Source organism: Arthrobacter sp. Rue61a (assembly GCF_000294695.2).
Lineage (GTDB): Bacteria > Actinomycetota > Actinomycetes > Actinomycetales > Micrococcaceae > Arthrobacter > Arthrobacter aurescens_A.
Genome location: NC_018531.1, coordinates 1,629,793 through 1,652,420 on the forward strand (window position 1 = coordinate 1,629,793; position 22,628 = coordinate 1,652,420).

Genomic DNA, 22,628 nt, shown 5'->3' on the forward strand with positions numbered 1-22,628 from the left:
TTTTTCGTATGTCTGACTTGCGCGCCCACGTTCCCGCCCTTGGTACCCTGCTGACCGCCATGGTCACCCCGTTCACTGAGGACGGCAAGGTGGACTATGACCAAGCCGCAGCGCTGGCAGAAAAGCTCGTTCAGGACGGATGCGACGGACTCGTGGTCACCGGTACCACTGGAGAGACGTCAACCCTTACGGACGATGAAAACCTCGGTATGTTCCGGGCGGTCAAAGAAGCCGTTGGAGGCAAAGCCGCCATCATTGCCGGGACCGGCACCAACGACACCGCCCACTCCGTGCACCTCTCGCAGCGTGCGGCAGAAGTCGGCGTCGATGGTCTCCTGATCGTCACCCCTTACTACAACAAGCCCAGCCAGGCAGGCGTTCGTGCGCACTTCGAGACGATTGCATCGGCCACGGACCTGCCCGTCATGCTCTACGACATTCCGGGCCGTTCCTCCATTGCGATCGCTCCCGAGACCATGATTGCGCTTGCGAAGCACCAGAACATCGTGGCCGTCAAGGACGCCAAAGCGGACTTCGCTGCTGCAACGCGGGTCATGGCTGAAACGGACCTGGTCTTCTACTCCGGTGATGACGGATTGACGCTGCAGTGGATGGCACTCGGCGCCGTCGGCCTGGTGGGCGTCACTACTCACGTCGCCACCAGCCGCTTCCGCGAGCTGATCGACGCCGTCAACGCCAGCGACCTCGCCAAGGCAAGGGCCATCAACTTTGAACTGGAGCCCGTCATACGCGCAACCATGACGCGGGTCCAAGGCGCAGTAGCCGCCAAGCAGATTCTCAAGTGGCAGGGAGTCCTGCCCAACTCGGTTGTCCGTTTGCCCCTCGTGGAGCCGGACGCGGCCGAGATCGAAATCATCCGCGGGGATTTGGCAGAAGCCGGAATGGACTTCGACGTCCAGGACGGTTCCGCCGGAAAGTAGCAAAACATGACCCAAACCGCCCTTCCCGGACTGGTTACTCCGCCGAAACTGCCGAAAGGCACACTGCGGATTGTCCCGCTCGGTGGACTGGGAGAGATTGGCCGCAACATGGCGGTCTTCGAAATCGACGGCAAACTGCTGGTGGTTGACTGTGGCGTGCTCTTCCCCGAGGAAACCCAGCCCGGCGTCGATTTGATCCTGCCTGATTTCTCCTACATTGAGGACCGTCTGCAGGACATCGTAGGCGTCGTGCTGACCCACGGCCACGAGGACCACATTGGCGCGGTTCCCTACCTCCTGCGCCTCAAAGCCGATATCCCGCTGATCGGATCCCAGCTGACTCTTGCCCTAGTGGAAGCCAAGCTCCAGGAACACCGGATCAAGCCGTACACGCTGACCGTCACTGAGGGGCAGGTGGAGCAGTTCGGCCCGTTCGAGTGTGAGTTCGTTGCAGTCAACCACTCCATCCCGGATGCCCTGGCAGTCTTCATCCGAACCGAGGGCGGCAACGTCCTCCACACCGGCGACTTCAAGATGGATCAGTTGCCGCTGGATGGCCGTATTACGGACCTTCGACACTTCGCGCGTTTGGGCGAAGAGGGCGTGGACCTGTTCATGGCAGACTCCACCAACGCGGACGTACCGGGCTTCACCACCGCCGAGAAGGAAATCGGCCCCACCTTGGACCGGTTGTTCGGACAGGCCAAGAAGCGCATCATCGTGGCCTCATTCTCTTCCCACGTTCACCGTGTCCAGCAAGTTCTGGATGCCGCAGCCAAACATGGCCGCAAGGTGGCCTTCGTTGGCCGTTCAATGGTCCGCAACATGGCTATCGCAGCCAAGCTTGGCTACCTCGATGTCCCCGAAGGCATCCTGGTGGACATCAAGAACATCGACAACATGCCGGACGACCGCGTGGTTCTCATGTCCACCGGATCGCAGGGTGAGCCGATGGCTGCGCTCTCCCGCATGGCCAACGGTGACCACCGTGTGGTGGTGGGCAAGGGAGATACCGTCATCCTGGCCTCCAGCCTCATCCCGGGCAATGAGAACGCCGTTTTCCGTATCATCAATGGCCTCCTCAAGCTCGGCGCCGATGTGATCCACAAGGGCACGGCAAAGGTCCACGTGTCCGGGCACGCAGCCGCCGGTGAACTGCTCTACTGCTACAACATCCTTGAGCCTCTCAACGCGATGCCCGTCCACGGTGAAACCCGCCACCTGATTGCCAATGGCAACATTGCGCTCGAATCAGGTGTCCCGGCCGAGGGCATCATCCTGAGCGACAACGGCACTGTCATTGACCTCAAAGACCACAAGGCCAACGTGGTGGGCCAGGTGGAAGTCGGCTTTGTCTACGTCGATGGTTCCAGCGTGGGAGAAATCACCGACGCCGACCTCAAGGACCGTCGCGTCCTGGGGGATGAGGGCTTCATTTCCGTTATCACGGTCATCAGCCGCACCACCGGCAAGATCGTGTCCGGCCCGGAGATCCATGCCCGCGGTGTGGCCGAGGATGACTCCGTCTTCGACGAGATCATCCCCAAGATCAACGCCGCCCTCGAAGATGCTGTGCTTAATCACACCGACCACACCAACCACCAGTTGCAGCAAGTGGTCCGCAGGATCATCGGCACGTGGGTTAACCGCAAGCTTCGCCGCCGCCCCATGATCATCCCAGTGGTCCTGGAGGCGTAGCCAGCCAGCAACATGAATACCCAAGGGGGCCTGAAATCCGCGGATTTCAGGCCCCCTTGGGGTAGCGTGGCACTTATGGCGACCCGTACTACCTCCACGCCACGAGGCAGCTCCAGCAGTAAATCCGGCGGCACAGGCCGGAGCACAGCCGCATCCAAAACCAGCGGAGCTGCGTCCAAGAGCGGGCGCGGCAGCACTGCCCGCACCAAACAGGCGGCCGCCGTCGAGCCGCATGCTCCTCTGCCGCTTCGCATGCTTTCAGGTTTCTGGCAGGGCATCGGCCACGTTGTCGGCGCCGGGGTCCGGCGAATCGGCTACGACGTCAGTGATCTGGATCCCGCCGACCGCCGGGACGGTGCAGCCCTGTTCAATTTGGTGCTGGGCATTGCCATCGCCACCTTCGCTTGGTGGGGTCTGACCGGGTGGCTCCCTGACATGGTTTACAGCGTGGTCAATGGGACCTTCGGGTGGATGTCCCTGATCCTGCCCTTCATGCTGTTCGTCTGTGCTTTCCGTCTTTTCCGCAAGCCACAGGATGGACGTGGGAATAACCGCGTGGGTATCGGTTTCATGATCATGACCCTGGCAGGGTCGGGCCTGGCCCATGTCATTGGTGGCCTGCCCACCGTTGCGGATGGCTTCGACGGCCTGCGCAAAGCTGGCGGAATGCTGGGTTTCCTCGCCGCCGCCCCGTTGGCTGCAATCCATATGGCTGTCCCCGTGGTCCTTTACGGACTATTGGCGTTTGTGTCTCTGCTGATCGTCACGGCTACGCCGTTTGGTGCCATTCCGTCCCGGATCAGGGGCGCCTATGAACACCTCATGGGTGTTGACCTCATGGATGAGTCCGGCAAGGACGCCCATGACCGCAGCTACCTCTATGAAAACGAAGCTTCCACTAAGCCGAAGAAAAAGAAGCGCATGCGCTTCTTTGGCAAGGACGAGGAAACAGATACGAGCCTGGAAGGTTACGTCGGCGACGAGGCCTTCGAGCACGCAATAGTCGACGACGACGAAACTCCGCGTGCGTCCGAACCGCGCGTTCCACCGGGCGTGCGTCGTCCAACGCAGGCCGAGATCGCCGTCGGAAAGATCAAGGCCGCCCAAGGCCTGGGTGGCGCCACGCCAGGTATCGACAACCCCACCGAGGCCATCCCGATACTGACTCCGGAGATGACCGCGCCTGTGGCTCCGGTTGCCCAGGTTCCCGCGAAACCCGCAGGGGCGCCCCTCCCTCAGGCGCCCATTCCGCAGCGCACCGAGCAACTGTCCCTTGCCGGCGATGTCACCTACACCTTGCCGGCATCGGACTACCTGACGCCCGGCTCCATTCCGAAGGAGCGCACGGAAGCCAATGACGCCGTCGTCGCTGCGCTGACGGACACCCTGACGCAATTCAACGTTGAGGCCGCGGTGACCGGCTTCAGTCGTGGTCCCACTGTGACGCGTTATGAGATCGAGCTGTCTCCCGGTACCAAGGTGGAGCGCGTCACTGCCTTGTCCAAGAACATCTCTTATGCCGTGGCGTCGAGCGATGTCCGCATCCTGAGCCCGATTCCCGGCAAGTCCGCCATTGGCATCGAGATCCCGAACACTGACCGCGAGACCGTATCGCTGGGTGATGTGCTGCGGAGTCAGAATGCGCGCAGGACCGACCACCCGATGGTCATGGGCGTCGGCAAGGACGTCGAGGGTGGCTACGTGGTAGCCAACCTCGCCAAGATGCCTCACTTGCTCGTTGCCGGTGCTACCGGTGCTGGTAAGTCGAGCTTCGTGAACTCCATGATCACCTCCATCCTCATGCGTGCCACTCCTGATGAGGTACGGATGGTCATGGTGGACCCCAAGCGCGTGGAGCTCACGGCGTACGAGGGCGTCCCGCACCTGATTACGCCCATTATCACCAACCCCAAGAAAGCGGCCGAGGCTTTGCAGTGGGTGGTTCGCGAGATGGACGCCCGCTACGACGACCTCGCCAACTACGGTTACAAGCACATTGACGACTTCAACAAAGCGGTCAGGGCGGGCAAGGTTGTGCCGCCCGTGGATTCCAAGCGCGTCATCAAGCCTTACCCGTATCTTCTGGTGATCGTTGACGAGCTCGCCGACCTCATGATGGTTGCCCCGAGGGACGTCGAAGACTCGATTGTCCGCATCACCCAGCTCGCGCGTGCCGCCGGCATCCACTTGGTGCTTGCAACGCAGCGTCCGTCCGTTGACGTCGTGACGGGCCTGATCAAGGCGAACGTTCCATCCCGTATGGCGTTCGCTACATCGTCCGTGACGGACTCGCGTGTTGTGCTGGACCAGCCGGGCGCCGAGAAGCTCATCGGCCAAGGTGACGCTCTGTTCCTTCCGATGGGTGCTTCCAAGGCCATGCGTGTCCAAGGCGCGTGGGTCACGGAATCCGAGATCCATAAGGTTGTGGAGCACGTCAAGGGACAGCTGCAGGCTGTCTACCGTGACGACGTCGCTGCTGAGGCGCCTAAGAAGCAGATCGACGACGACATTGGAGACGACCTCGAGGTCCTGCTCCAGGCAACGGAGCTTGTGGTCACCACGCAGTTCGGCTCAACCTCCATGCTTCAGCGAAAGCTTCGGGTGGGCTTTGCCAAGGCCGGCCGCCTCATGGACCTCCTGGAATCCCGCGGCGTTGTGGGTCCCTCAGAAGGTTCCAAGGCGCGGGACGTCCTGGTCAAGCCCGATGACCTCGCAGCAGTACTTGCCGCGATGAAGGGCCAGGAATCACCCGCTGCGCCCGACGCGCATACCGCCGCGCTGAGCGATAACGCGAACTCGAACATCGCCGTCGGCGGGTATGCCGAAGACCTTGTGCAGGCGGACCTGGACAACCGGACGCAGGCCATCGAATACTACGACGGCGCCGATGGCCCGAATGATGACGAAGAGGGCGGCGAGGACGCCTGGTCGCTCACGGGGCGTTAGCCCAAGGAAGGCAGCCCCAAAGAAGGTAGCCTAGTGGGGTGACTACAGCCGAGGGTGATAACGCGACTTCCAGCAGTTCCGACGTCTGGAACCTGCCCAACATCCTCACGATGCTCCGCATCGTCCTGGTTCCCTTCTTCGTCTGGTTCCTGGTGGCCGACGACGGCGAATACGGCGTCTGGCGCTGGGCCGCTGTTGTCGCCTTCGCCGTCGCCATCTATACGGACAAGCTCGACGGCGACATTGCCCGGGCGCGAGGCCTCATCACCAACTTCGGCAAGATTGCCGATCCCATCGCCGACAAGCTGCTGATCGGTTCTGCGCTGGTTCTCCTGTCCATCCTGGGAGAGTTGCCGTGGTGGGTAACTATCCTCATCCTGGTGCGGGAGTGGGGGATAACCGCCCTACGCTTCGTGGTTATCCGGTACGGCGTCATGCCTGCCTCCCGCGGGGGCAAGCTGAAGACAGTGGTCCAAACGGTGGCCATTTTCCTTTACATCCTGCCGCTGAAGGCGATCACTCCCTGGCTGGGCGACGTCGCCTTCTGGGTCATGATGGTGGCTCTCGCCATCACCCTCTGGACCGGCGTCGAGTACGTCATCCAAGCGCTGAAGCTGCGCGCGGCCGGGCGGCGTGCATGACGCCCGATGACGGCGCATCCGCCGCTGAACAGACGTCGACGGCGGCAGTGGCTATTGCCATCGGGAACAAACTGACCGTGGCTACCGCTGAGTCACTGACGGCGGGCATGGTTGCGGCAGTATTGGCCAACACCCCGGGAGCATCCGGGATGCTGCAGGGCGGCGTGGTTGCCTACCAGAATTCAGTGAAGGCCGGTGTCCTGGGTGTTTCCCAGCAGCTGCTCTCAGAGGTCGGCTCCGTTGACGGGCAGGTGGCAGAGGCCATGGCCGACGGCGCAAGGCGGGTCTGTGGCGCCGATCTTGGGATTTCCACGACGGGGGTGGCCGGACCTGAGCCGCATGACGGCAAAGCAGTAGGCACGGTGTTCATCGGAATTGCCGGGAAATCCGGAACGGAGTCGTTTGAATACAGTTTTTCGGGGGACAGGCAATCCATCAGGGAACAAGCTTGCGGGGCCGCCTTGGCGCGTCTGCTTGCTGCCCTGAGTGACGTTGGTTACCGTTCGTAAAGTAGTCGGGAACAAAAACTGATTGCCAATAGTTGTGTCATTGTGTCGCTTCGGAAGAGCCGGGGCGCCTAGGATGTAAAAACCAACCCGGTCCGCCAGCCAGCGAACCGGACGAATGAGGGAGCAAGGCGATACAGATGGTAAAGCAGCCCGTATCCGTAAACGGCGTTGTCCGCTGGAAGGATGTGGGCTTGGCTGATCAGGCACAGAGCGAACAGAAGGAGCGCAAAATGGTTGTACTACGCCACGAGATAGGTGATGTACTGCGCGATGTCCGCCAGCGTCAGGGCCGTACCCTCCGCGAGGTTTCGCACAGCGCCCGCGTCTCACTCGGCTACTTGAGTGAAGTTGAACGCGGCCAGAAGGAGGCTTCTTCCGAGCTCCTGTCCTCTATCTGCACAGCCCTGGATGTTCCGTTGTCCCACATGCTTCGCGAAGTCAGCGACCGCGTGGCCGTCGCAGAAGGTGTCGCAGTTCCGGACACTGTTCCGCAGGAATTCTCCCAGCGTTACGGGCGCGATCTCGACCTCACGGACGACTTCCCGCAAGGAATGCTCTCCGGAGCCAGGTAACCGCTCCACCAGAACCATGGAAAAGGTCCCCAGCCTCAGGCTGGGGACCTTTTTCGTTTGAGTTCGTGGGATGCAGGCGCGGCAGGATGCTGCCTAAACGCCCGTGGGCTTGTCCTCGGCGTCGATTCCAGGTTCCTTCACGTTGAGCACACCGTCGCCGTAGATCGCGTTGAGCCGGCCCATGTAATCAGCCAACGTTTGGACGTCCTCCAGTGGCCATTCGCCGAGTCGTTCTCGGAACACCTGCCTGCGGGCATCCTGAACCTGGTGCATCTTCTCTTCGCCCTTATCCGTCAACCGGATGGACTGGGCCCTGCCGTCCTGGGGATCCGCTTCTTTGTACACCAGGCCGATGCTTTCCAGAAAGGCGATCTGGCGGCTCACGGAGGGCTTGCCTACCCCGATGCACGTGGCCAGGTCAGTGAGCCGGATGGGCCCCTCCCGGCGGATGACTGTGAGGAGTCCATAGGCGGCAGGTTCCATGTCAGGGTGGACCTGGCGCGACAACTGGTGGGAGATAGAACGGGCACGGCGCCAGAGCAGGCTCAGCTGGTGTTCAACCTGCTGGAGGGCGTCGTCCGCGGCGTCGCCTGGCACGGCCGTACTTGGCGTGCTCTGGAGAGGATTGCTCATGGCAACCATTCTAGAGTCCGGGGCCATGAGAGACTCTATCCGTGAGGGCAAGTGACTTTTGGCGACTGATGGACGATGAATTCGGGGCAGGCTACTCCCGGGTCCTGGCCAACTCGCTGGTACTCGCCGGCGTTGGCGGACGGACTGCCGTGGAGGCGTTGGCCTCCGGTTATCAGCCCCGCGAGGTCTGGTTGGCCATGTGTGAGGTCCAGGATGTTCCCCCCGAACGCAGGCTTGGCAGGGATATCAAACCGACTGCCAATTGAACTCCGGCACCCGATGGTGACGGCGTCCCGGCATGGGACACGCCGGGACGTTGTTCGAATATCTGTTCGGGTGGGGATATGCTCCTGTGAGAGGAAAATTGATCTCGAAGGACGCATTCCAGAGCCTCCGGCAGCCCGGTTATCCACATAGCCATTGCCGGCTACTAAAAATGTCAGAGCACCGTAATAGCGTCTGACGTGACAGGAAAGCGGCCCTTCGGGCCACTCCACAGCGAGAAAGCATCAGAGGTGTGAACCATGGCGGCAACCCCGGATCGTGAGAAGGCGCTCGAAGCAGCGCTTGCCCAGATCGACAAGCAGTTCGGCAAAGGCTCCATCATGCGCCTGGGTGATGACACCCGCGCGCCGATTGAGGTCATTCCGACCGGCTCCATTGCACTGGATGTCGCCCTTGGCATTGGCGGCCTGCCGCGAGGCCGAGTGGTGGAAATCTACGGCCCGGAGTCCTCGGGTAAGACCACCGTTGCGCTTCATGCCGTGGCCAACGCGCAGCGGGCAGGTGGCATTGCAGCCTTCATTGACGCTGAGCACGCCCTTGACCCGGACTACGCTGCCAAGCTTGGCGTGGATACGGATGCACTCCTGGTCTCCCAGCCGGACACCGGTGAGCAGGCCCTGGAGATCATGGACATGTTGGTGGGCTCCGGCTCGCTGGACATCGTGGTCATTGACTCCGTGGCGGCCCTGGTACCCCGCGCCGAAATCGAAGGCGAAATGGGCGACTCCCACGTTGGCCTCCAGGCCCGACTCATGAGCCAGGCATTGCGTAAGATCACAGGCCGCTTGAGCCAGACCAAGACCACCGCCATCTTCATCAACCAGTTGCGTGAAAAGATCGGCGTGTTCTTCGGATCTCCGGAAACCACCACCGGTGGTAAGGCCCTGAAGTTCTACGCCTCAGTGCGAATCGACGTCCGTCGTATCCAGACCCTGAAGGAAGGTGCGGACTCCGTCGGTAACCGCACCAAGGCGAAGATCGTCAAGAACAAGATGGCTCCGCCGTTCAAAATCGCCGAGTTCGACATCATCTACGGTCAGGGCATCTCCCGCGAGGGCGGCATTATTGACATGGGTGTGGAGCACGGCATCATCAAGAAGTCGGGCTCGTGGTTCACGTACGACGGCGATCAGCTCGGCCAGGGCATGGAGAACTCGCGTCGATTCCTTCGGGATAACCCTGAGCTTGCTCAGGAGCTTGAGCGCCTGATCAAGGAAAAGCTTGGCGTGGGCGTCGTCAAGACGGAAGAAGATTCCCCGAAACTGAAGGCCGTTGACGGCTAGAAGAGGGCCGGATCCGAATTCTTCGGTTGCGGCCGATCCCGAACCTGATCCCGAATCCGTGGCGCGTGCCATCGTGCTGAGGCAGTTGACGATGGCGCCGCGGAGTCGGCTGCAGTTGTCCCGGAAACTCGCGGAACGCAATGTTCCCGAGGACGTGGCGCAGGCAGTTCTGGATCGCTTCGAAGAGGTTCAGCTGATCGATGATGCTGAGTTTGCCAGAATGTGGGTCCGGAGCCGCTCGCAAAGCAAAAAGCTTGCCAAGGGTGCCATTCGTCGTGAACTGGCAGACAAAGGCATCGAGTTGGACGCAGCGGAAGAGGCCCTCTCGCAGCTCAGTGACCAAGACGAGGAATTGGCTGCCCGGGAGCTCGTTCAGCGCAAGCTGCGGCCGGGCATGGATTTGTCAGATCGGGCCGAGCGGGACAAGTACACCCGCCGGTTTGCATCCATGCTGGCACGCAAAGGGTATCCCCCTTCCTTGGCTTTCAGAATCGTCGGTGAGGTGCTGGCAGAAGCCGGTACCCTTGAGTAGTGAGTTTGACCATTCCCTCCCCAATAGCTGCCACCCCTCCTTCTGCTGCGTCCATGAGTGCTGGTGAGCCCAAGACCTATCAGGTTCGGACTTTTGGCTGCCAGATGAACGTCCATGATTCCGAGCGCATGGCGGGGCTCCTTGAAGAGGCCGGCTATGTGCCCGCTGACGGGGAGGTGGCGGATGTTGTGGTCTTCAATACGTGTGCTGTCCGGGAGAACGCAGACAACAAACTCTACGGAAACCTCGGCCAGCTGCGGCAGGTCAAAGAGGCGAACCCCGGTATGCAAATTGCAGTTGGCGGTTGCCTGGCCCAGAAGGACCGCGAAACTATTGTGAAGAAGGCGCCGTGGGTTGACGCTGTATTCGGAACGCACAATGTGGGGGCTCTTCCGGCTTTGCTGAACCGTGCCCGTCACAACAATGAGGCGCAACTGGAGATTCTCGAATCCCTGGATGTGTTCCCGTCGACGCTCCCCACAAAGCGTGACTCGGTCTATGCAGGATGGGTCTCCATCTCCGTGGGTTGCAACAACACCTGCACTTTCTGCATTGTGCCCTCGCTTCGTGGCAAGGAGAAGGACCGGCGCCCGGGCGAGATCCTGGCCGAAATCCAGGCACTCGTTGATGACGGAGCTGTGGAAGTAACGTTGCTGGGCCAGAACGTGAATTCGTACGGTGTGGAGTTTGGTGACCGTCAGGCATTCTCCAAACTCCTGCGTGCTTGCGGTGAAATCGAAGGTCTGGAGCGTGTTCGTTTCACCAGCCCCCACCCCGCTGCATTTACGGACGATGTCATAGACGCCATGGCCGAGACACACAACGCCATGCCACAGCTGCATATGCCGTTGCAGTCCGGCTCGGACAAAGTGCTCAAGGACATGCGTCGTTCATATCGCTCCAGCAAATTCCTGGGGATTCTGGACAAAGTGCGGGACCGCATCCCCCACGCCGCCATCACGACGGACATCATCGTTGGCTTCCCGGGCGAAACCGAAGAAGACTTCCAGGCGACCCTGGATGTCGTGGAGAAGTCGCGGTTTGCGTCCGCTTTTACGTTCCAGTACTCAAAGCGGCCAGGCACGCCGGCCGCAGACCTTCCGGAGCAACTCCCCAAGGCCGTGGTGCAGGAGCGCTACGAAAGGCTCACGGCGCTGCAGGACCGCATTGCTGCAGAAGAGAACGCCAAGCAGCTGGGACGGAAGGTGGAGGTCCTGGTCACAGCGCAGTCAGGGCGGAAGGCCGGTGAAACACACCGGTTGTCCGGCCGTTCCAAGGACCAGAGGCTGGTCCACTTCTCCGTGCCTGCAGGTGCTGAGGCTCCGAGGCCGGGTGACTTCGTCACGGTGACCATTACGGAGGCCGCTGCTTTCCACCTTGTAGCTGACCCGGCGGGCGCAGACGATTACCTCTTGCGCCGCTCCCGCGCAGGGGATGCCTGGGACCGTTCGCAGGCTGATTCCTGCGGAGTACCCGCAGCAGGAGCGGCGTCAGGCAAGGCCGGTGTGTCGTTGGGCATGCCGTCGCTGCCAACTCGTCGCGCTTAGAGACGGATCACAGGACCTCATGTCGTTCACCAGTCGGGAACTTCCTCGGCCTGTCATTGCAGTTGTAGGCCCCACGGGTTCCGGTAAGTCGGATCTGGGCGTCAACCTCGCCCTTGCTTTGGATGGTGAGGTGATCAACGCCGACGCCTTGCAGTTTTACCGCGGCATGGACATTGGAACCGCCAAGATCACAGTGGAAGAGCGCAGGGGTGTGCCACACCATTTGCTGGACTCCATGGACGTCACCCAGGAGGCGAGCGTCGCGGACTTCCAAGATGAATGCCGCGCTGCCATCAATGACATTCACTCGCGGGGAAAGCGCGCTATCCTCGTGGGCGGATCCGGATTGTATGTGCGGGCCGCCTTGGATGTGCTGGAGTTTCCCGGCACTGATCCCACACTCCGCAAGGAGCTGGAAGAACAGTACGAAAACAACGGGCTTGCGCCGCTGCGTGCCCGCCTGGAGGAAGTCGATCCCGTGTCGGCGGCCCGCCTCGGCGACGCCCGGCGCGTGATCCGTGCTTTGGAGGTCCACGGCCTCACTGGCCGCCCCTTTAGTTCGTTCATGCCGCAGCGGGAGTACTTCCAGCCTGCACTGCAGATCGGCCTTGAAGTGGATCGGGAGCAACTAAGGGAACGTCTGGCCGTGAGGGTCCATCGGATGGTGGAGGCCGGTCTTCAACAAGAAGTTGAACGACTCGACGCCGTCGGGTTGCGGAGCGGCAAGACAGCTTCGCGCGCCTTGGGGTATGCCCAGTTCCTGAAGGTTCTTGACGGTGAGATGACCGCAGACACTGCAGCTGAGGAAACCATCGTGGCCACCAGGCAGTTCGCACGCCGCCAGCTGACGTGGTTCCGGGCGGATCCACGCATCACGTGGCTGGGTTGGCAGGATCCGGAGCTTGTGGACAAGGCGGTCAAGGTGGTCAACGCGGCTTCGACGTAGCCGATGCAATTTCTGGCCGAACAGGCGCGGCAGGTAGCCTAGAACCATGGATGAAACCGCCGCAGTTCCCGCCCGGCAGGCCGCAACTGCCGACGTGTCAGTGACACCTCCCAGCCTCGCAGGCCTGACATTTTCCAAGGGTCACGGAACGGGCAATGACTTTGTGCTTATCGCTGATCCCGGGGACGCCCATGAGGTCACGGCTGAGCAGGTGGCGCAATTGTGCGACCGCCATGTGGGCATCGGGGGTGACGGCCTTATCCGGGCGGTCCCGTCCCGCTTTCTCCCGGAAGGCCGCGTTGCCCTGGAGCAGGATCCCCAAGCAGAGTGGTTCATGGACTACCGCAATGGGGATGGTTCGCTTTCCGAGATGTGCGGCAATGGCGTGCGCGTCTTCGTCCATTTTCTGATCGCGGAGGGTTTGGTGGACCTGGGGCCCGGTCAGACCCTCACTATCGGCACACGCGGCGGCGTAAAAAAGGTTGTACGCACGGTCAACGGCTATGCCGTGGATATGGGCCCGTGGGAGTTCATCTTCCCCGAGGAAGCCACCAGCAAGGCCATGGATGCACTGGTCAGCGCCGAGGGCCTGGAAGTGCCAAGGCCCGGCCTGTCAGTCAGCATGGGCAATCCCCACACGGTAGTTGCCCTTGCGGAACTTAGCGAGCTTTCAGCCACACAACTGTTCAAGGCTCCCGTGGTGGATCCCAAGCCCGCCAATGGAACCAACGTCGAGTTTGTGGTCCCCGCCGAGCCGCTGGTGGAGGACGGTGTAGGAACCATCACCATGCGCGTTCACGAGCGTGGCGTGGGGGAGACACAGTCCTGCGGCACGGGCGCGTGTGCCGCCGCCGTCGCGATCCGTCACTGGGCGGGGGACACAGCCCCGAACGACTGGCACGTCAAAGTGCCGGGCGGCGTCGTGGGTGTGAAGTTCTTCCCCGGGGCAGGCGGCCGCGAGCATGTGGAACTTAGCGGCCCGGCCGTGATTGTGGCTACTGGGACGCTTTCCTGACCCGGATGATCCTGAACGTCTTGGACGTGCTTTCACGGGAAACCGTGTAAGAACTGTCCAGTTCGGCGGCGAGCCATCGCTGGAGGGAGTCCGAGCCCAGGTTCTTCTGCACAACCAACCAGGCGTTGCCTCCCGGGGCCAGCCGGGGCAGCCACGTCAGCAGCAGCGAGTGTAGTTCGTCCTTGCCGATGCGTATGGGCGGGTTGGACCAGATGGTGTCGAATTCGACGGCGGGATCTACCTCGTGCGGGAGGCTCGCCGTGACGTTGGTGAGGCCGAGCGCCGTCGCGTTCTCGTTGGTCAGCGCGATGCAACGCTCATTCACGTCCACGGCATGAACGTGGGCATGTGGCGCCATCAGGCCAAGGGTCAGGGCAATCGGGCCCCAGCCACAGCCGATGTCCAGAAGGTGACCCTTCGGTGACGGCGGTGGAACCTCGGCGAAAAGCACCGCCGTGCCCTTGTCTACACCGTCGGGACTGAAGATGCCCGATGAGGTCTGCAGATGGCGCGTGGCCCCAGCGAGTTCAACTGTGAGTGGCTTGCGCGTGAACGGTCCTGCCGGTTGGGCGGTGAAATAGTGTGCAGACTCCATAATTTGCCAGATTAGTTGGCTATCGTCGGCTTGGGAAACCGCCTCCGTCCACGGCAGGGTTGACAACGGCTGCTAAAGTGGAGCGCATGTTCTTGATCTTCGAGTAATCAGCCGAACAACGCCTGATTCATCAGGTGTTGTATGGCACCGCCCGCGACGCAGGCCCCGCTTGGCATTTCAGCCCGGCCCGGCCTTTCCGCCCGGCAGGTCCCAATGGCCCAGTTTGGTCGCAACGGCTCAGTCCGTTGGTTCCATGCCGAGCCGGACACTCTGAAGATCCCGTCCCGCCTTTCTATTCGCCGTGGACCGCTAACGTTTTGCGGCCGAAGCGCAGGGACAGGCAGCGCATCCTCACCTTGGCCAAGGACCCTCCCCGCGGAATCAACCACGCCACATCACAACAGCCCTGCCCCCACAAGGCCCGGGCTGCCCAGTACACAGGAGGCCCTTTTGGCCGATGCCCGTCAGCCCAGCGCGAATAGCGCCCCACCCAGCAGCAAACAGCACTATTCTGGAATTGCCGAACAGTCTAAGGAGACCATGACCACCCAGAAGCACTCCGGATCCGATTCCGACGCCCAGGACATGAGTCCTGAACAAATCCAGGCCGTCATCGACCGGATTCTTTCCAAGGATGTACCTGCGCAGGCATCCGACGACAACGACGCCAATGGTGTGTTCGGCAAGGCGCAGGCGATTTCCACGCTGGACCAGGAACACAGCATCTTCGACGGCGATCAGGAAGATTTGGCTGAACGCCGCGCTCTTCGCCGTACCGCGGGACTGTCCACCGAGCTTGAGGACGTCACTGAGGTCGAATACCGGCAGCTGCGCCTGGAGCGAGTTGTCCTGGCCGGCCTGTGGACCGAGGGGACTCTTGCTGATGCAGAGAACTCCCTCCGCGAACTCGCGGCACTGGCTGAGACCGCCGGATCCGAGGTGCTGGATGGCTTGGTTCAGCGTCGGCAGAAGCCGGACCCCGGGACCTTCCTTGGTTCCGGTAAAGCCCAGGAACTCAAGGACATCGTCGCCGCCACCGGCGCAGACACCGTGGTGGTGGATACAGAGCTCGCGCCGTCTCAGCGACGCGGCCTTGAGGACATTGTGAAGGTCAAGGTCGTTGACCGGACCACGTTGATCCTGGACATCTTCGCCCAGCACGCCAAGAGCCGGGAAGGCAAGGCGCAGGTTGAGCTCGCACAGCTCGAATACCTGCTCCCGAGGCTTCGTGGTTGGGGTGACTCCATGTCCCGTCAGGCCGGTGGCCAGGTGGGTGGAGCAGGCGCTGGCATGGGCTCGCGTGGTCCGGGTGAAACCAAGATCGAACTTGATCGACGGCGAATCCGCACCCGCATGGCCAAGCTGCGTCGTGAAATCGCCGCGATGAAGCCAGCGCGCGAGACCAAGCGCGCCAACCGCCGTCGTAATGCTGTTCCGTCCGTCGCCATCGCCGGGTACACGAACGCCGGCAAGTCGTCCCTGCTCAACCGCCTTACCGACGCCGGTGTCCTGGTGGAGAACGCCCTGTTCGCCACCTTGGATCCCACGGTCCGCAAGGCGCAAACCCCGGATGGCATCGGCTATACCCTCGCAGATACCGTTGGATTCGTTCGTTCACTGCCAACCCAGCTGATTGAGGCTTTCCGGTCCACGTTGGAAGAAGTTGCAGATGCGGACCTGATCCTCCATGTGGTGGATGCATCGCACCCTGATCCTGAGGGCCAGATTGCCGCAGTAAGGGCCGTTTTCACCGAAGTGGATGCCCGCAAGGTTCCGGAAATCATCGTCCTCAACAAGGTTGATGTCGCGGATCCCTTTGTGGTGGAGCGCCTTAAGCAGAAGGAACCCCGCCACGCTGTGGTGTCCACCCGCACGGGTCAGGGTATTGCCGAACTGCTGGAAGACATCAGCCGATCCATTCCGCGGCCTGGCGTGCGCCTTGAACTGCTCATTCCCTACGACCGCGGGGAAATGATCAACAAACTGCACAATTCCGACTCGGAAATCCTCAGCCTTGAGCATGAGGAGAACGGGACCCGCGTAGTTGTCATGGTGCGTGAAGGTCTGGCTGCCGAACTGGAGTCATTCGTCAGTAATGGTTGAGAAGGTGGCGGCGGACGGCGTCGAGTCGGCGGGGGAGAAAGCCACCCTCGAGTTGTTGGACCGGGCTGTTGCCGGCATGGGCGGACAAAGCCGTACGGGTCAGCACGAAATGGCCAAGTATGTAACCCGGGCTATTGAGACCGGAGAGCATTTGCTGGTCCAAGCGGGAACGGGAACGGGTAAGTCCTTGGCTTACCTGATTCCGTTGATCGCTCATTCCATGGACAGCGACAAACCGACGCTCGTGTCCACCGCCACCTTGGCACTCCAGACTCAGATCGTCGGCCGTGATCTTCCCCGGCTGCTGGAGACGATCAATCCTGCCCTTGAGCGTCCGGTCAACGTGGCACTGGTCAAGGGCAGGGCCAATTACGTGTGCCTGCAGAAACTTGAAGGCGGATTCCCCAGCGAAGAGCCCTCCGAAGGGCAGCTGTTCTCCTTGGGCGAGGACACCAGCGTGCCTCACTTTGCTGCCTCCATGGGCGGGCCGCAATCCCAGCTGGGCAAGGAAGTAGTCCGCCTCCGGGAATGGGCGGAGAAGACCGCTACGGGCGACCGGGACGAACTGATGCCGGGCGTCACTGACAGGGCCTGGCGTCAGGTGTCCGTCACGTCCATGGAGTGCTTGGGTGCGCAGAAGTGCCCTCTGGCCGAGGAGTGCTTCAGCGAGCTGGCGCGCTCCAGGGCGGGGGAGGCCGACGTCGTGGTCACCAACCATGCCATGCTTGCCGTCAGCGCCTTCGAAGGCCTCGCTGTGCTGCCTGAGTACGACGTCGTGGTGGTTGATGAGGCGCATGAGCTTCAGGACCGCGTGACCGGTGCCGTATCAGGGCAGTTGTCGGTGGCGATGGTCCACGCTGCGGCATCCAGTGCCCGCAAGCACACAGCCATAACAGTGGACGCCCTCAACGCTGCAGCGGACCGGCTGGATATGGCCATCGCCGGCGTATCCAACGGGCTGTTGCCCAGTGGCCTCAATGACGAGCAGCTCGATTGCCTGGACCAATTGCGGGACGCCACGCGCGCTGCGCTCTCGGATTCGAAGACTGATTCGTCAAGCGCAGTGGACGGCGGCCGCCAGCTCGCGCGCTCACGGCTCATGCTCATCCTGGAACTGTGCGAGCGAATGCTGGCCGCCAAAGAGAACCGGGAAGTTGTCTGGTTCTCGCGGAACAGCACATTCGACCCCCAGCAGGGCTATTCGCAACCGGATGAGACTGCCCCGGCTTTGATCAATATCGCCCCGCTCAGTGTCGCGGGACGGCTTCGGGAGGGCCTCTTCGCCGGCCATACCGTGGTGCTGACTTCCGCCACGCTGGCCATAGGCTCTGCCTTCGAGCCGGCAGCAGGCGGCCTCGGCCTGATTGGCGACGGTGCCCCGAGTTGGACAGGGATCGATGTCGGATCGCCCTTTGACTACCCCAAGCAGGGTGTGTTGTACGTGGCTAAGCACCTGCCCAAACCCGGTCGGGGAACTTCGCCCGAGGCGCTGGACGAATTGGAAGACCTCATCCGGGCCTCCGGAGGCGGGGCTCTGTGCCTGTTCTCCTCACGGCGTGCGGCAGAGGAAGCAGCCGATGCCATGCGACTCCGGCTGGACGTGGATATCCTCTGCCAGGGCGAATCAACTATGGCGGCCCTCGTAAAGCAATTCGCGGATGAGCCGGACACCTGCCTCTTTGGAACAATGTCACTGTGGCAGGGGGTCGACGTTCCTGGCGGCTCATGCCGTCTGGTGGTGATTGACCGCATTCCCTTCCCGCGCCCCGATGATCCCCTCATGACTGCCCGCTCCCGGGCAGTGGCACAATCAGGCGGGAATGGCTTCATGGCCGTATCAGCAACGCACGCTGCCATCAGGCTGGCGCAGGGCGCTGGCCGCCTGATCCGCTCGACGGGCGACAAAGGGGTAGTGGCAGTGCTCGACTCGAGGCTTTCGACGGAACGTTACGGAGGCTTCCTGCGTGCCGCCCTGCCGCCCTTCTGGGCAACGACGGACCGATCAGTGGTCCGAGGCGTTCTGGAGCGTCTGGGCTCGGCTAAGGCCCCGTAGCGCAACCTTCCCGTGGACACCTGCTGGTGTCCACGGGAAGGGGCGTCTAGATGGAGCTGCGTCTAGGGGGAACGGCGTCTAGAGAGAGCGCAGTACCGAAACTACTTTGCCCATGATGGTGGCCTGATCGCCGAGGATGGGTTCGTACTGGGTGTTTTGGGGGAGCAGCCACGTATGGCCGTCACGCTGGCGGAAGGTCTTCACGGTTGCTTCGTCATCCAGCAGGGCGGCCACGATGTCGCCGTTGATGGCGTCGTTCTGGCGGCGGACCACCACCCAGTCACCGTCACAGATGGCGGCATCAATCATGGAGTCGCCGGCCACTTTCAGCATGAACAATTCGCCGTGCCCCACAAGTTGCCGGGGGAGTGCAAGTACGTCTTCCACCGTCTGGTCAGCCAGGATTGGGCCACCGGCAGCGATGCGGCCAACCAGCGGAACCATGGCGGTATCGCTGGCGCTGGCGAGTTCCGTTACGGCAAGGCCACCCGCGCTGCGAAGGGTGGTGGGCGCTTCCACTCCCGGAATCGCCCCACCATCAAGGGTCAGCGGCATCAGGACTTCCATGGCGCGCGGACGCTTGGGATCCCTGCGGAGATAACCAAGCTTCTCCAATTGGGACAACTGATGAGTAACGCTCGACAAACTGGCCAGACCCACGGTGTCGCCGATCTCACGCATGCTGGGCGGGTAACCGTTGTCATTGACCGACCGTTGGATGGTCTCCAGGATCTTCTTCTGCCGGACAGTCAGGCTCTTGGGACTCTTTTGAGGCTGCTGGCTCCGCAGGGGTGCCCCGCCGCCTGTGGCTTTCGCTGCCATGTTCGCCAATGCCCTTCCGTTCGGCCCCGAACCGTGCCCGGGGTTGTCGGGTCTGCAAAAAATGTCAGACCCTCCTGTTCCACTGAAACAGTGCTGTTTCTTCACTCAAACGTAGGGCAGGCACAGGCGTTTATCAAACATTTGTTCTAGCGAGTCTCGACACCGTTCGTTGATAAGTGCTAAAAATGTCATAGCAAGGTTCGAATATGTGTTCTATAAACCTGATGCTGAAGCCGGATGTTCGAACATAGCGTTCGAATATCCGGAGCCAGAGGAAGGGAACACCAAGAATTGGCCGCCAAGCACCGGGCACCCCGGAGCTTGGCAATAGCTCAGAAGGGCTCAGCTCATGTCCGCAATCACTACGTTCGCTGATTTCCGCACCACCCAGGCATCTGCTCGCCTGCGTCTCACCCGGCGGGGACGGATTGTTTTCTTCGGCATTCCGGCAATGCTGCTGGTGGCGGCACTGCTGAGCCTGGCCGGTTTCATCAACTCTCCAGCCAAGGCCTCGGACTCGCAGTCCCAACTGCGTCCGCCCGTTGCCGTCACCGTCACGGTTCAGCCGGGGCAGTCCCTGTGGGGCATCGCCGGCGCTGCCGCTCCCGAGCGGGACCCTCGGGATGTCATCGCCGAGATCATCCAGCTGAACGACCTCCGCGGCGGTCGCATCCTGCCAGGCCAGCAGCTGTTCGTTCCGGCGAACTGAGCCAGTTCCCATCCGCAGGAACCCGTGATCGGGCGTCACAGTTAGTCGGCAGTGCCGGAGGCCCCTTAAACTAAGTTGGTGAGTGACCAGCTTGAGCGACTTGACCGACTTCCCCTCCGGACCAACCTGCGTGGACTGAGCCCCTACGGCGCACCGCAGCTTGATGTCCCCATTCTGCTCAATGTCAACGAGAACACTCATGGCGTCCCCGCAGATGTCCAAGCCGCCATCACCGAGGCCGTAGCCGCTGCGGCCACAGGACTGAACCGCTATCCGGACCGCGAGTTCACGGAACTTCGTGAAGCCTTGGCCGAGTACCTTGGCCACGGACTTTCTCCGGACAACATTTGGGCCGCCAACGGATCCAATGAAGTCCTGCAGCAGATCCTTCAGGCATTTGGCGGACCCGGCCGCAAGGCCTTGGGCTTCCCTCCCACGTACTCCATGTACCCCCTGCTTGCCAGTGGCACAGACACCGAGTATGTCCGCGGAGTGCGTGCCGACGACTACGGGCTGGATGCCCAATCAGCCGCTGCCCAGGTTCGGGAAACGGGAGCCAACATTGTGTTCCTGTGTTCACCCAATAACCCCACGGGTACAGGCCTGAGCCTTGACGTCGTCGAGGCCGTCTATGAGGCCGGCGAAGCGAGCCAGGCCATTGTGATCGTGGATGAGGCTTACCACGAGTTCGCGCACGACAATACTCCGAGCGCCTTGACCCTGTTGGCCGGACGCGAGCGTCTGATCGTCTCGCGCACCATGAGCAAGGCATTCGCCTTGGCGGGCGCCAGGCTCGGATACATGGCGGCTGCCCCGGAAGTCACGGACGCCATCAGGCTGGTCCGCCTCCCGTACCACCTCTCTGCCGTCACGCAGGCAACGGCCCTCGCAGCTCTCAATCACCGCGAAGCCCTTATGGCCGATGTTGAGGACATCAAGGTTCAGCGCGACCGCATCGTTACTGAGTTGCTGCGCATGGGCCTCAAGCCTGCGGCATCAGACTCCAACTACGTCTTCTTTGGAGGACTGGAGGATCCGCACACCATCTGGCAGGGCCTGCTGGATGCCGGCGTGCTGATTCGCGATGTCGGCATCCCCGGACACTTGCGCGTCACTGCCGGAACCGAGCCGGAAACCACAGCTTTCCTGGAGGCTTTGGAAGCATTGCTGGACGGCACAGCGCCACACCGCGCCTAAACTTGTCCATAGACCCAACCCACCCTCCGTGTATAAGGACGTCCCAATGAGCGAAACCGGCGCCACGCCGACCGCTGCCCGCACTGCGCGCATGGAGCGCACCACCAGCGAGTCTTCCGTCCTGGTGGAGATCAACCTGGACGGTTCCGGTGTCTCCGACATCAGTACCTCGGTACCGTTCTATGACCACATGCTGACGGCACTGTGCAAGCATTCCCTGATTGACATGACCGTCAAGGCAACCGGCGATACCCACATTGATGCGCACCACACGGTGGAAGATGTCGCCATCACCTTCGGGGAGGTCCTTCGCCAGGCCTTGGGCAACAAAGCCGGTATTCGTCGCTTTGGTGAAGCAACGGTTCCCTTGGACGAAGCCTTGGCTCACGCCGTCGTTGATGTTTCCGGACGTCCCTACCTGGTCCACGGCGGTGAGCCGGCCGGACAGGAGTATCACCTGATCGGCGGGCACTTCACGGGATCGCTGACCCGTCACGTTTTTGAGGCCATCACGCTGCACGCCGGCATCTGCCTGCACATGAACGTCCTTGCCGGACGGGACCCGCACCACATTGTAGAGGCCCAGTTCAAGGCCTTTGCGCGCGCGCTGCGTGCGGCCGTGGAGTCCGATCCCCGAGTGGAGGGCATTCCGTCCACCAAGGGCGCACTATGAGCGGCCAGGTTTTGAAGGATGGGGCAGTGGCGGATGCCATTGCGTCCGTGAAGCCGGAGTCGCCGGAAGGCAAGCCCACCGTCACCGTATTGGACTATGGATCGGGCAACGTTCGGTCCGCTGTCCGTGCGCTTGAACGCGCGGGCGCCCATGTGGTGTTGAGCTCCAAGCCTGAGGACGTGCTCAACGCTGATGGTCTGGTGGTTCCCGGGGTTGGTGCCTTCGAGACAGTGATGAAGGAACTTAAGTCCGTTGACGGCATCCGCATGATCGGGCGCCGGGTTGCCGGTGGCCGCCCTGTGCTGGCCATCTGCGTCGGCTTGCAGGTCCTTTTCGAAGCCGGTGTTGAGCATGGCACCGAATCCGAAGGCATGGCCGAGTGGCCCGGCAAGGTTGAGCTCCTGCCCGCCCCCGTGGTCCCTCACATGGGCTGGAACACGGTAGACGTGCCGGAGGGCTCAAAGCTCTTCGCCGGCGTGGAAGAGGAACGTTTCTACTTTGTGCACTCCTACGGTGTTCAGGAGTGGAATTTCGACGTCGTGCAGCCCCGAATGGCTCCTCCCATGGTCACGTGGTCAGAGCACGGTGCACGCTTCATTGCTGCGGTGGAGAACGGCCCTCTCTGCGCCACGCAATTCCACCCGGAGAAGTCAGGCGACGCCGGAGCGCGGCTCCTGCGCAATTGGGTGGACAGCCTCCGCAAGCCCGCTCAGGAAGCATCCGGAAGCGGTGCCGCCTAAATGTGGTGGTCGGTAATACTCATGGGCCTCGCGGGCTTGCTGGTGGGTGGGGGTATCTCCTTCCACCAGCAGAAAAAGCCGCGGTGGGTTTCCATTTCTTTCTATGTGCTGGCCGGGATGTCCCTGCTGGCCGCTTATCTCCTGACGCTGGGTAACTGAACCAGGCGCTCAACAAGCCCGCGTCACCT

At 61.9% G+C, this 22,628-nt stretch carries 22 protein-coding genes; 19 read left to right on the plus strand and 3 right to left on the minus strand.

Annotated elements, in window-relative coordinates; all coding sequences use genetic code 11:
* Positions 1-8: 8 nt before the first annotated feature.
* From dapA to ARUE_RS07530, 6 genes are all read left to right on the plus strand, one after another.
* On the plus strand, positions 9-941 hold the full coding sequence (dapA, locus tag ARUE_RS07505; RefSeq protein ID WP_014921284.1) for a 4-hydroxy-tetrahydrodipicolinate synthase: 933 nt from the start codon (positions 9-11) through the stop codon (positions 939-941).
* A 6-nt stretch (positions 942-947) separates the two neighbouring features.
* Positions 948-2,639: a ribonuclease J gene (locus tag ARUE_RS07510; RefSeq protein ID WP_011774298.1), complete on the plus strand. Its 1,692-nt coding sequence runs from the start codon at positions 948-950 to the stop codon at positions 2,637-2,639.
* Positions 2,640-2,714: 75 nt separating this feature from the next.
* A complete protein-coding gene (locus ARUE_RS07515; RefSeq protein ID WP_043469997.1) occupies positions 2,715-5,585 on the plus strand; it encodes an FtsK/SpoIIIE family DNA translocase in 2,871 nt (956 codons plus the stop codon).
* 38 nt (positions 5,586-5,623) lie between these two features.
* Entirely contained in the window at positions 5,624-6,226 is a 603-nt protein-coding gene (pgsA, locus tag ARUE_RS07520) for a CDP-diacylglycerol--glycerol-3-phosphate 3-phosphatidyltransferase (protein ID WP_014921286.1), read from the plus strand.
* Positions 6,223-6,735 (plus strand): CinA family protein, encoded by a 513-nt coding sequence (locus tag ARUE_RS07525; protein WP_014921287.1) that lies wholly within the window; start codon positions 6,223-6,225, stop codon positions 6,733-6,735. The genes pgsA and ARUE_RS07525 overlap by 4 nt, the downstream gene beginning before the upstream one ends.
* Before the next feature lie 137 nt (positions 6,736-6,872).
* Complete coding sequence (locus ARUE_RS07530; RefSeq protein ID WP_014921288.1) at positions 6,873-7,307, plus strand: helix-turn-helix domain-containing protein; 435 nt, start codon at positions 6,873-6,875, stop codon at positions 7,305-7,307.
* Between the two features lie 93 nt (positions 7,308-7,400).
* Here the strand turns inward: ARUE_RS07530 and ARUE_RS07535 are convergent, their stop codons facing one another.
* Complete coding sequence (locus ARUE_RS07535; protein ID WP_051024926.1) at positions 7,401-7,940, minus strand: MarR family winged helix-turn-helix transcriptional regulator; 540 nt, start codon at positions 7,938-7,940, stop codon at positions 7,401-7,403.
* Between the two features lie 41 nt (positions 7,941-7,981).
* On the opposite strand from ARUE_RS07535, the gene ARUE_RS07540 reads away from it, so the two are divergent.
* From ARUE_RS07540 to dapF, 6 genes are all read left to right on the plus strand, one after another.
* The gene (locus tag ARUE_RS07540; RefSeq protein WP_011774304.1) at positions 7,982-8,206 is read left to right on the plus strand and encodes a DUF3046 domain-containing protein; all 225 of its coding nucleotides are present in this window, start codon (positions 7,982-7,984) and stop codon (positions 8,204-8,206) included.
* A 258-nt stretch (positions 8,207-8,464) separates the two neighbouring features.
* Positions 8,465-9,508, plus strand: coding sequence for a recombinase RecA (gene recA / locus ARUE_RS07545; protein ID WP_011774305.1), 1,044 nt, complete (start codon positions 8,465-8,467; stop codon positions 9,506-9,508).
* On the plus strand, positions 9,498-10,040 hold the full coding sequence (locus ARUE_RS07550; protein WP_043470000.1) for a regulatory protein RecX: 543 nt from the start codon (positions 9,498-9,500) through the stop codon (positions 10,038-10,040). Before recA ends, ARUE_RS07550 begins: the two co-directional genes overlap by 11 nt.
* A gap of 53 nt (positions 10,041-10,093) precedes the next feature.
* Entirely contained in the window at positions 10,094-11,587 is a 1,494-nt protein-coding gene (miaB, locus tag ARUE_RS07555) for a tRNA (N6-isopentenyl adenosine(37)-C2)-methylthiotransferase MiaB (protein ID WP_014921292.1), read from the plus strand.
* Between the two features lie 19 nt (positions 11,588-11,606).
* Positions 11,607-12,533: a tRNA (adenosine(37)-N6)-dimethylallyltransferase MiaA gene (gene miaA, locus ARUE_RS07560; RefSeq protein ID WP_014921293.1), complete on the plus strand. Its 927-nt coding sequence runs from the start codon at positions 11,607-11,609 to the stop codon at positions 12,531-12,533.
* Positions 12,534-12,579: 46 nt separating this feature from the next.
* On the plus strand, positions 12,580-13,548 hold the full coding sequence (gene dapF / locus ARUE_RS07565; RefSeq protein WP_014921294.1) for a diaminopimelate epimerase: 969 nt from the start codon (positions 12,580-12,582) through the stop codon (positions 13,546-13,548).
* On the opposite strand, the gene ARUE_RS07570 is transcribed toward dapF, so the two are convergent.
* Positions 13,529-14,143: a class I SAM-dependent methyltransferase gene (locus ARUE_RS07570; protein WP_014921295.1), complete on the minus strand. Its 615-nt coding sequence runs from the start codon at positions 14,141-14,143 to the stop codon at positions 13,529-13,531. The genes dapF and ARUE_RS07570 overlap by 20 nt on opposite strands.
* A gap of 540 nt (positions 14,144-14,683) precedes the next feature.
* Here ARUE_RS07570 and hflX point away from each other — a divergent pair.
* Positions 14,684-16,246 (plus strand): GTPase HflX, encoded by a 1,563-nt coding sequence (hflX, locus tag ARUE_RS07575; protein ID WP_043470004.1) that lies wholly within the window; start codon positions 14,684-14,686, stop codon positions 16,244-16,246.
* On the plus strand, positions 16,239-18,299 hold the full coding sequence (locus ARUE_RS07580; RefSeq protein ID WP_014921297.1) for an ATP-dependent DNA helicase: 2,061 nt from the start codon (positions 16,239-16,241) through the stop codon (positions 18,297-18,299). Before hflX ends, ARUE_RS07580 begins: the two co-directional genes overlap by 8 nt.
* Positions 18,300-18,377: 78 nt before the next feature.
* Here the strand turns inward: ARUE_RS07580 and lexA are convergent, their stop codons facing one another.
* Positions 18,378-19,121: a transcriptional repressor LexA gene (gene lexA / locus ARUE_RS07585; RefSeq protein WP_011774313.1), complete on the minus strand. Its 744-nt coding sequence runs from the start codon at positions 19,119-19,121 to the stop codon at positions 18,378-18,380.
* Positions 19,122-19,470: 349 nt separating this feature from the next.
* Here lexA and ARUE_RS07590 point away from each other — a divergent pair, with 349 nt between their 5' ends.
* The 5 genes from ARUE_RS07590 (at position 19,471) to ARUE_RS24075 (ending at position 22,599) form a co-directional block, all read left to right on the plus strand.
* Positions 19,471-19,830 carry a LysM peptidoglycan-binding domain-containing protein gene (locus tag ARUE_RS07590; protein ID WP_014921298.1) on the plus strand — a complete coding sequence of 120 codons (360 nt, stop codon included), beginning with the start codon at positions 19,471-19,473 and terminating at the stop codon, positions 19,828-19,830.
* Between the two features lie 78 nt (positions 19,831-19,908).
* Positions 19,909-21,027, plus strand: a complete 1,119-nt coding sequence (locus tag ARUE_RS07595; protein ID WP_014921299.1) for a histidinol-phosphate transaminase — start codon at positions 19,909-19,911, stop codon at positions 21,025-21,027.
* Positions 21,028-21,073: 46 nt separating this feature from the next.
* Positions 21,074-21,700 (plus strand): imidazoleglycerol-phosphate dehydratase HisB, encoded by a 627-nt coding sequence (gene hisB, locus ARUE_RS07600; RefSeq protein ID WP_011774316.1) that lies wholly within the window; start codon positions 21,074-21,076, stop codon positions 21,698-21,700.
* Positions 21,697-22,440, plus strand: coding sequence for an imidazole glycerol phosphate synthase subunit HisH (gene hisH, locus ARUE_RS07605; RefSeq protein WP_011774317.1), 744 nt, complete (start codon positions 21,697-21,699; stop codon positions 22,438-22,440). The genes hisB and hisH overlap by 4 nt, the downstream gene beginning before the upstream one ends.
* The gene (locus tag ARUE_RS24075; RefSeq protein ID WP_011774318.1) at positions 22,441-22,599 is read left to right on the plus strand and encodes a CG2302 family histidine operon protein; all 159 of its coding nucleotides are present in this window, start codon (positions 22,441-22,443) and stop codon (positions 22,597-22,599) included. It begins immediately after the preceding gene.
* Positions 22,600-22,628: the final 29 nt, after the last annotated feature.

Bases quoted from the DNA above. Each gene is read 5' to 3' on its own strand.
- hisH (WP_011774317.1), top strand. From the start codon at position 21,697: ATGAGCGGCCAGGTTTTGAAGGATGGGGCAGTGGCGGATGCCATTGCG.
- ARUE_RS07590 (WP_014921298.1), top strand. From the start codon at position 19,471: ATGTCCGCAATCACTACGTTCGCTGATTTCCGCACCACCCAGGCATCT.
- ARUE_RS24075 (WP_011774318.1), top strand. From the start codon at position 22,441: ATGTGGTGGTCGGTAATACTCATGGGCCTCGCGGGCTTGCTGGTGGGT.
- ARUE_RS07535 (WP_051024926.1), bottom strand. From the start codon at position 7,940: ATGAGCAATCCTCTCCAGAGCACGCCAAGTACGGCCGTGCCAGGCGAC.
- ARUE_RS07510 (WP_011774298.1), top strand. From the start codon at position 948: ATGACCCAAACCGCCCTTCCCGGACTGGTTACTCCGCCGAAACTGCCG.
- hflX (WP_043470004.1), top strand. From the start codon at position 14,684: ATGACCACCCAGAAGCACTCCGGATCCGATTCCGACGCCCAGGACATG.
- dapA (WP_014921284.1), top strand. From the start codon at position 9: ATGTCTGACTTGCGCGCCCACGTTCCCGCCCTTGGTACCCTGCTGACC.
- miaA (WP_014921293.1), top strand. From the start codon at position 11,607: ATGTCGTTCACCAGTCGGGAACTTCCTCGGCCTGTCATTGCAGTTGTA.
- ARUE_RS07515 (WP_043469997.1), top strand. From the start codon at position 2,715: ATGGCGACCCGTACTACCTCCACGCCACGAGGCAGCTCCAGCAGTAAA.
- hisB (WP_011774316.1), top strand. From the start codon at position 21,074: ATGAGCGAAACCGGCGCCACGCCGACCGCTGCCCGCACTGCGCGCATG.
- ARUE_RS07580 (WP_014921297.1), top strand. From the start codon at position 16,239: ATGGTTGAGAAGGTGGCGGCGGACGGCGTCGAGTCGGCGGGGGAGAAA.
- miaB (WP_014921292.1), top strand. From the start codon at position 10,094: ATGAGTGCTGGTGAGCCCAAGACCTATCAGGTTCGGACTTTTGGCTGC.
- lexA (WP_011774313.1), bottom strand. From the start codon at position 19,121: ATGGCAGCGAAAGCCACAGGCGGCGGGGCACCCCTGCGGAGCCAGCAG.
- ARUE_RS07530 (WP_014921288.1), top strand. From the start codon at position 6,873: ATGGTAAAGCAGCCCGTATCCGTAAACGGCGTTGTCCGCTGGAAGGAT.
- dapF (WP_014921294.1), top strand. From the start codon at position 12,580: ATGGATGAAACCGCCGCAGTTCCCGCCCGGCAGGCCGCAACTGCCGAC.
- ARUE_RS07525 (WP_014921287.1), top strand. From the start codon at position 6,223: ATGACGCCCGATGACGGCGCATCCGCCGCTGAACAGACGTCGACGGCG.
- ARUE_RS07570 (WP_014921295.1), bottom strand. From the start codon at position 14,143: ATGGAGTCTGCACACTATTTCACCGCCCAACCGGCAGGACCGTTCACG.
- recA (WP_011774305.1), top strand. From the start codon at position 8,465: ATGGCGGCAACCCCGGATCGTGAGAAGGCGCTCGAAGCAGCGCTTGCC.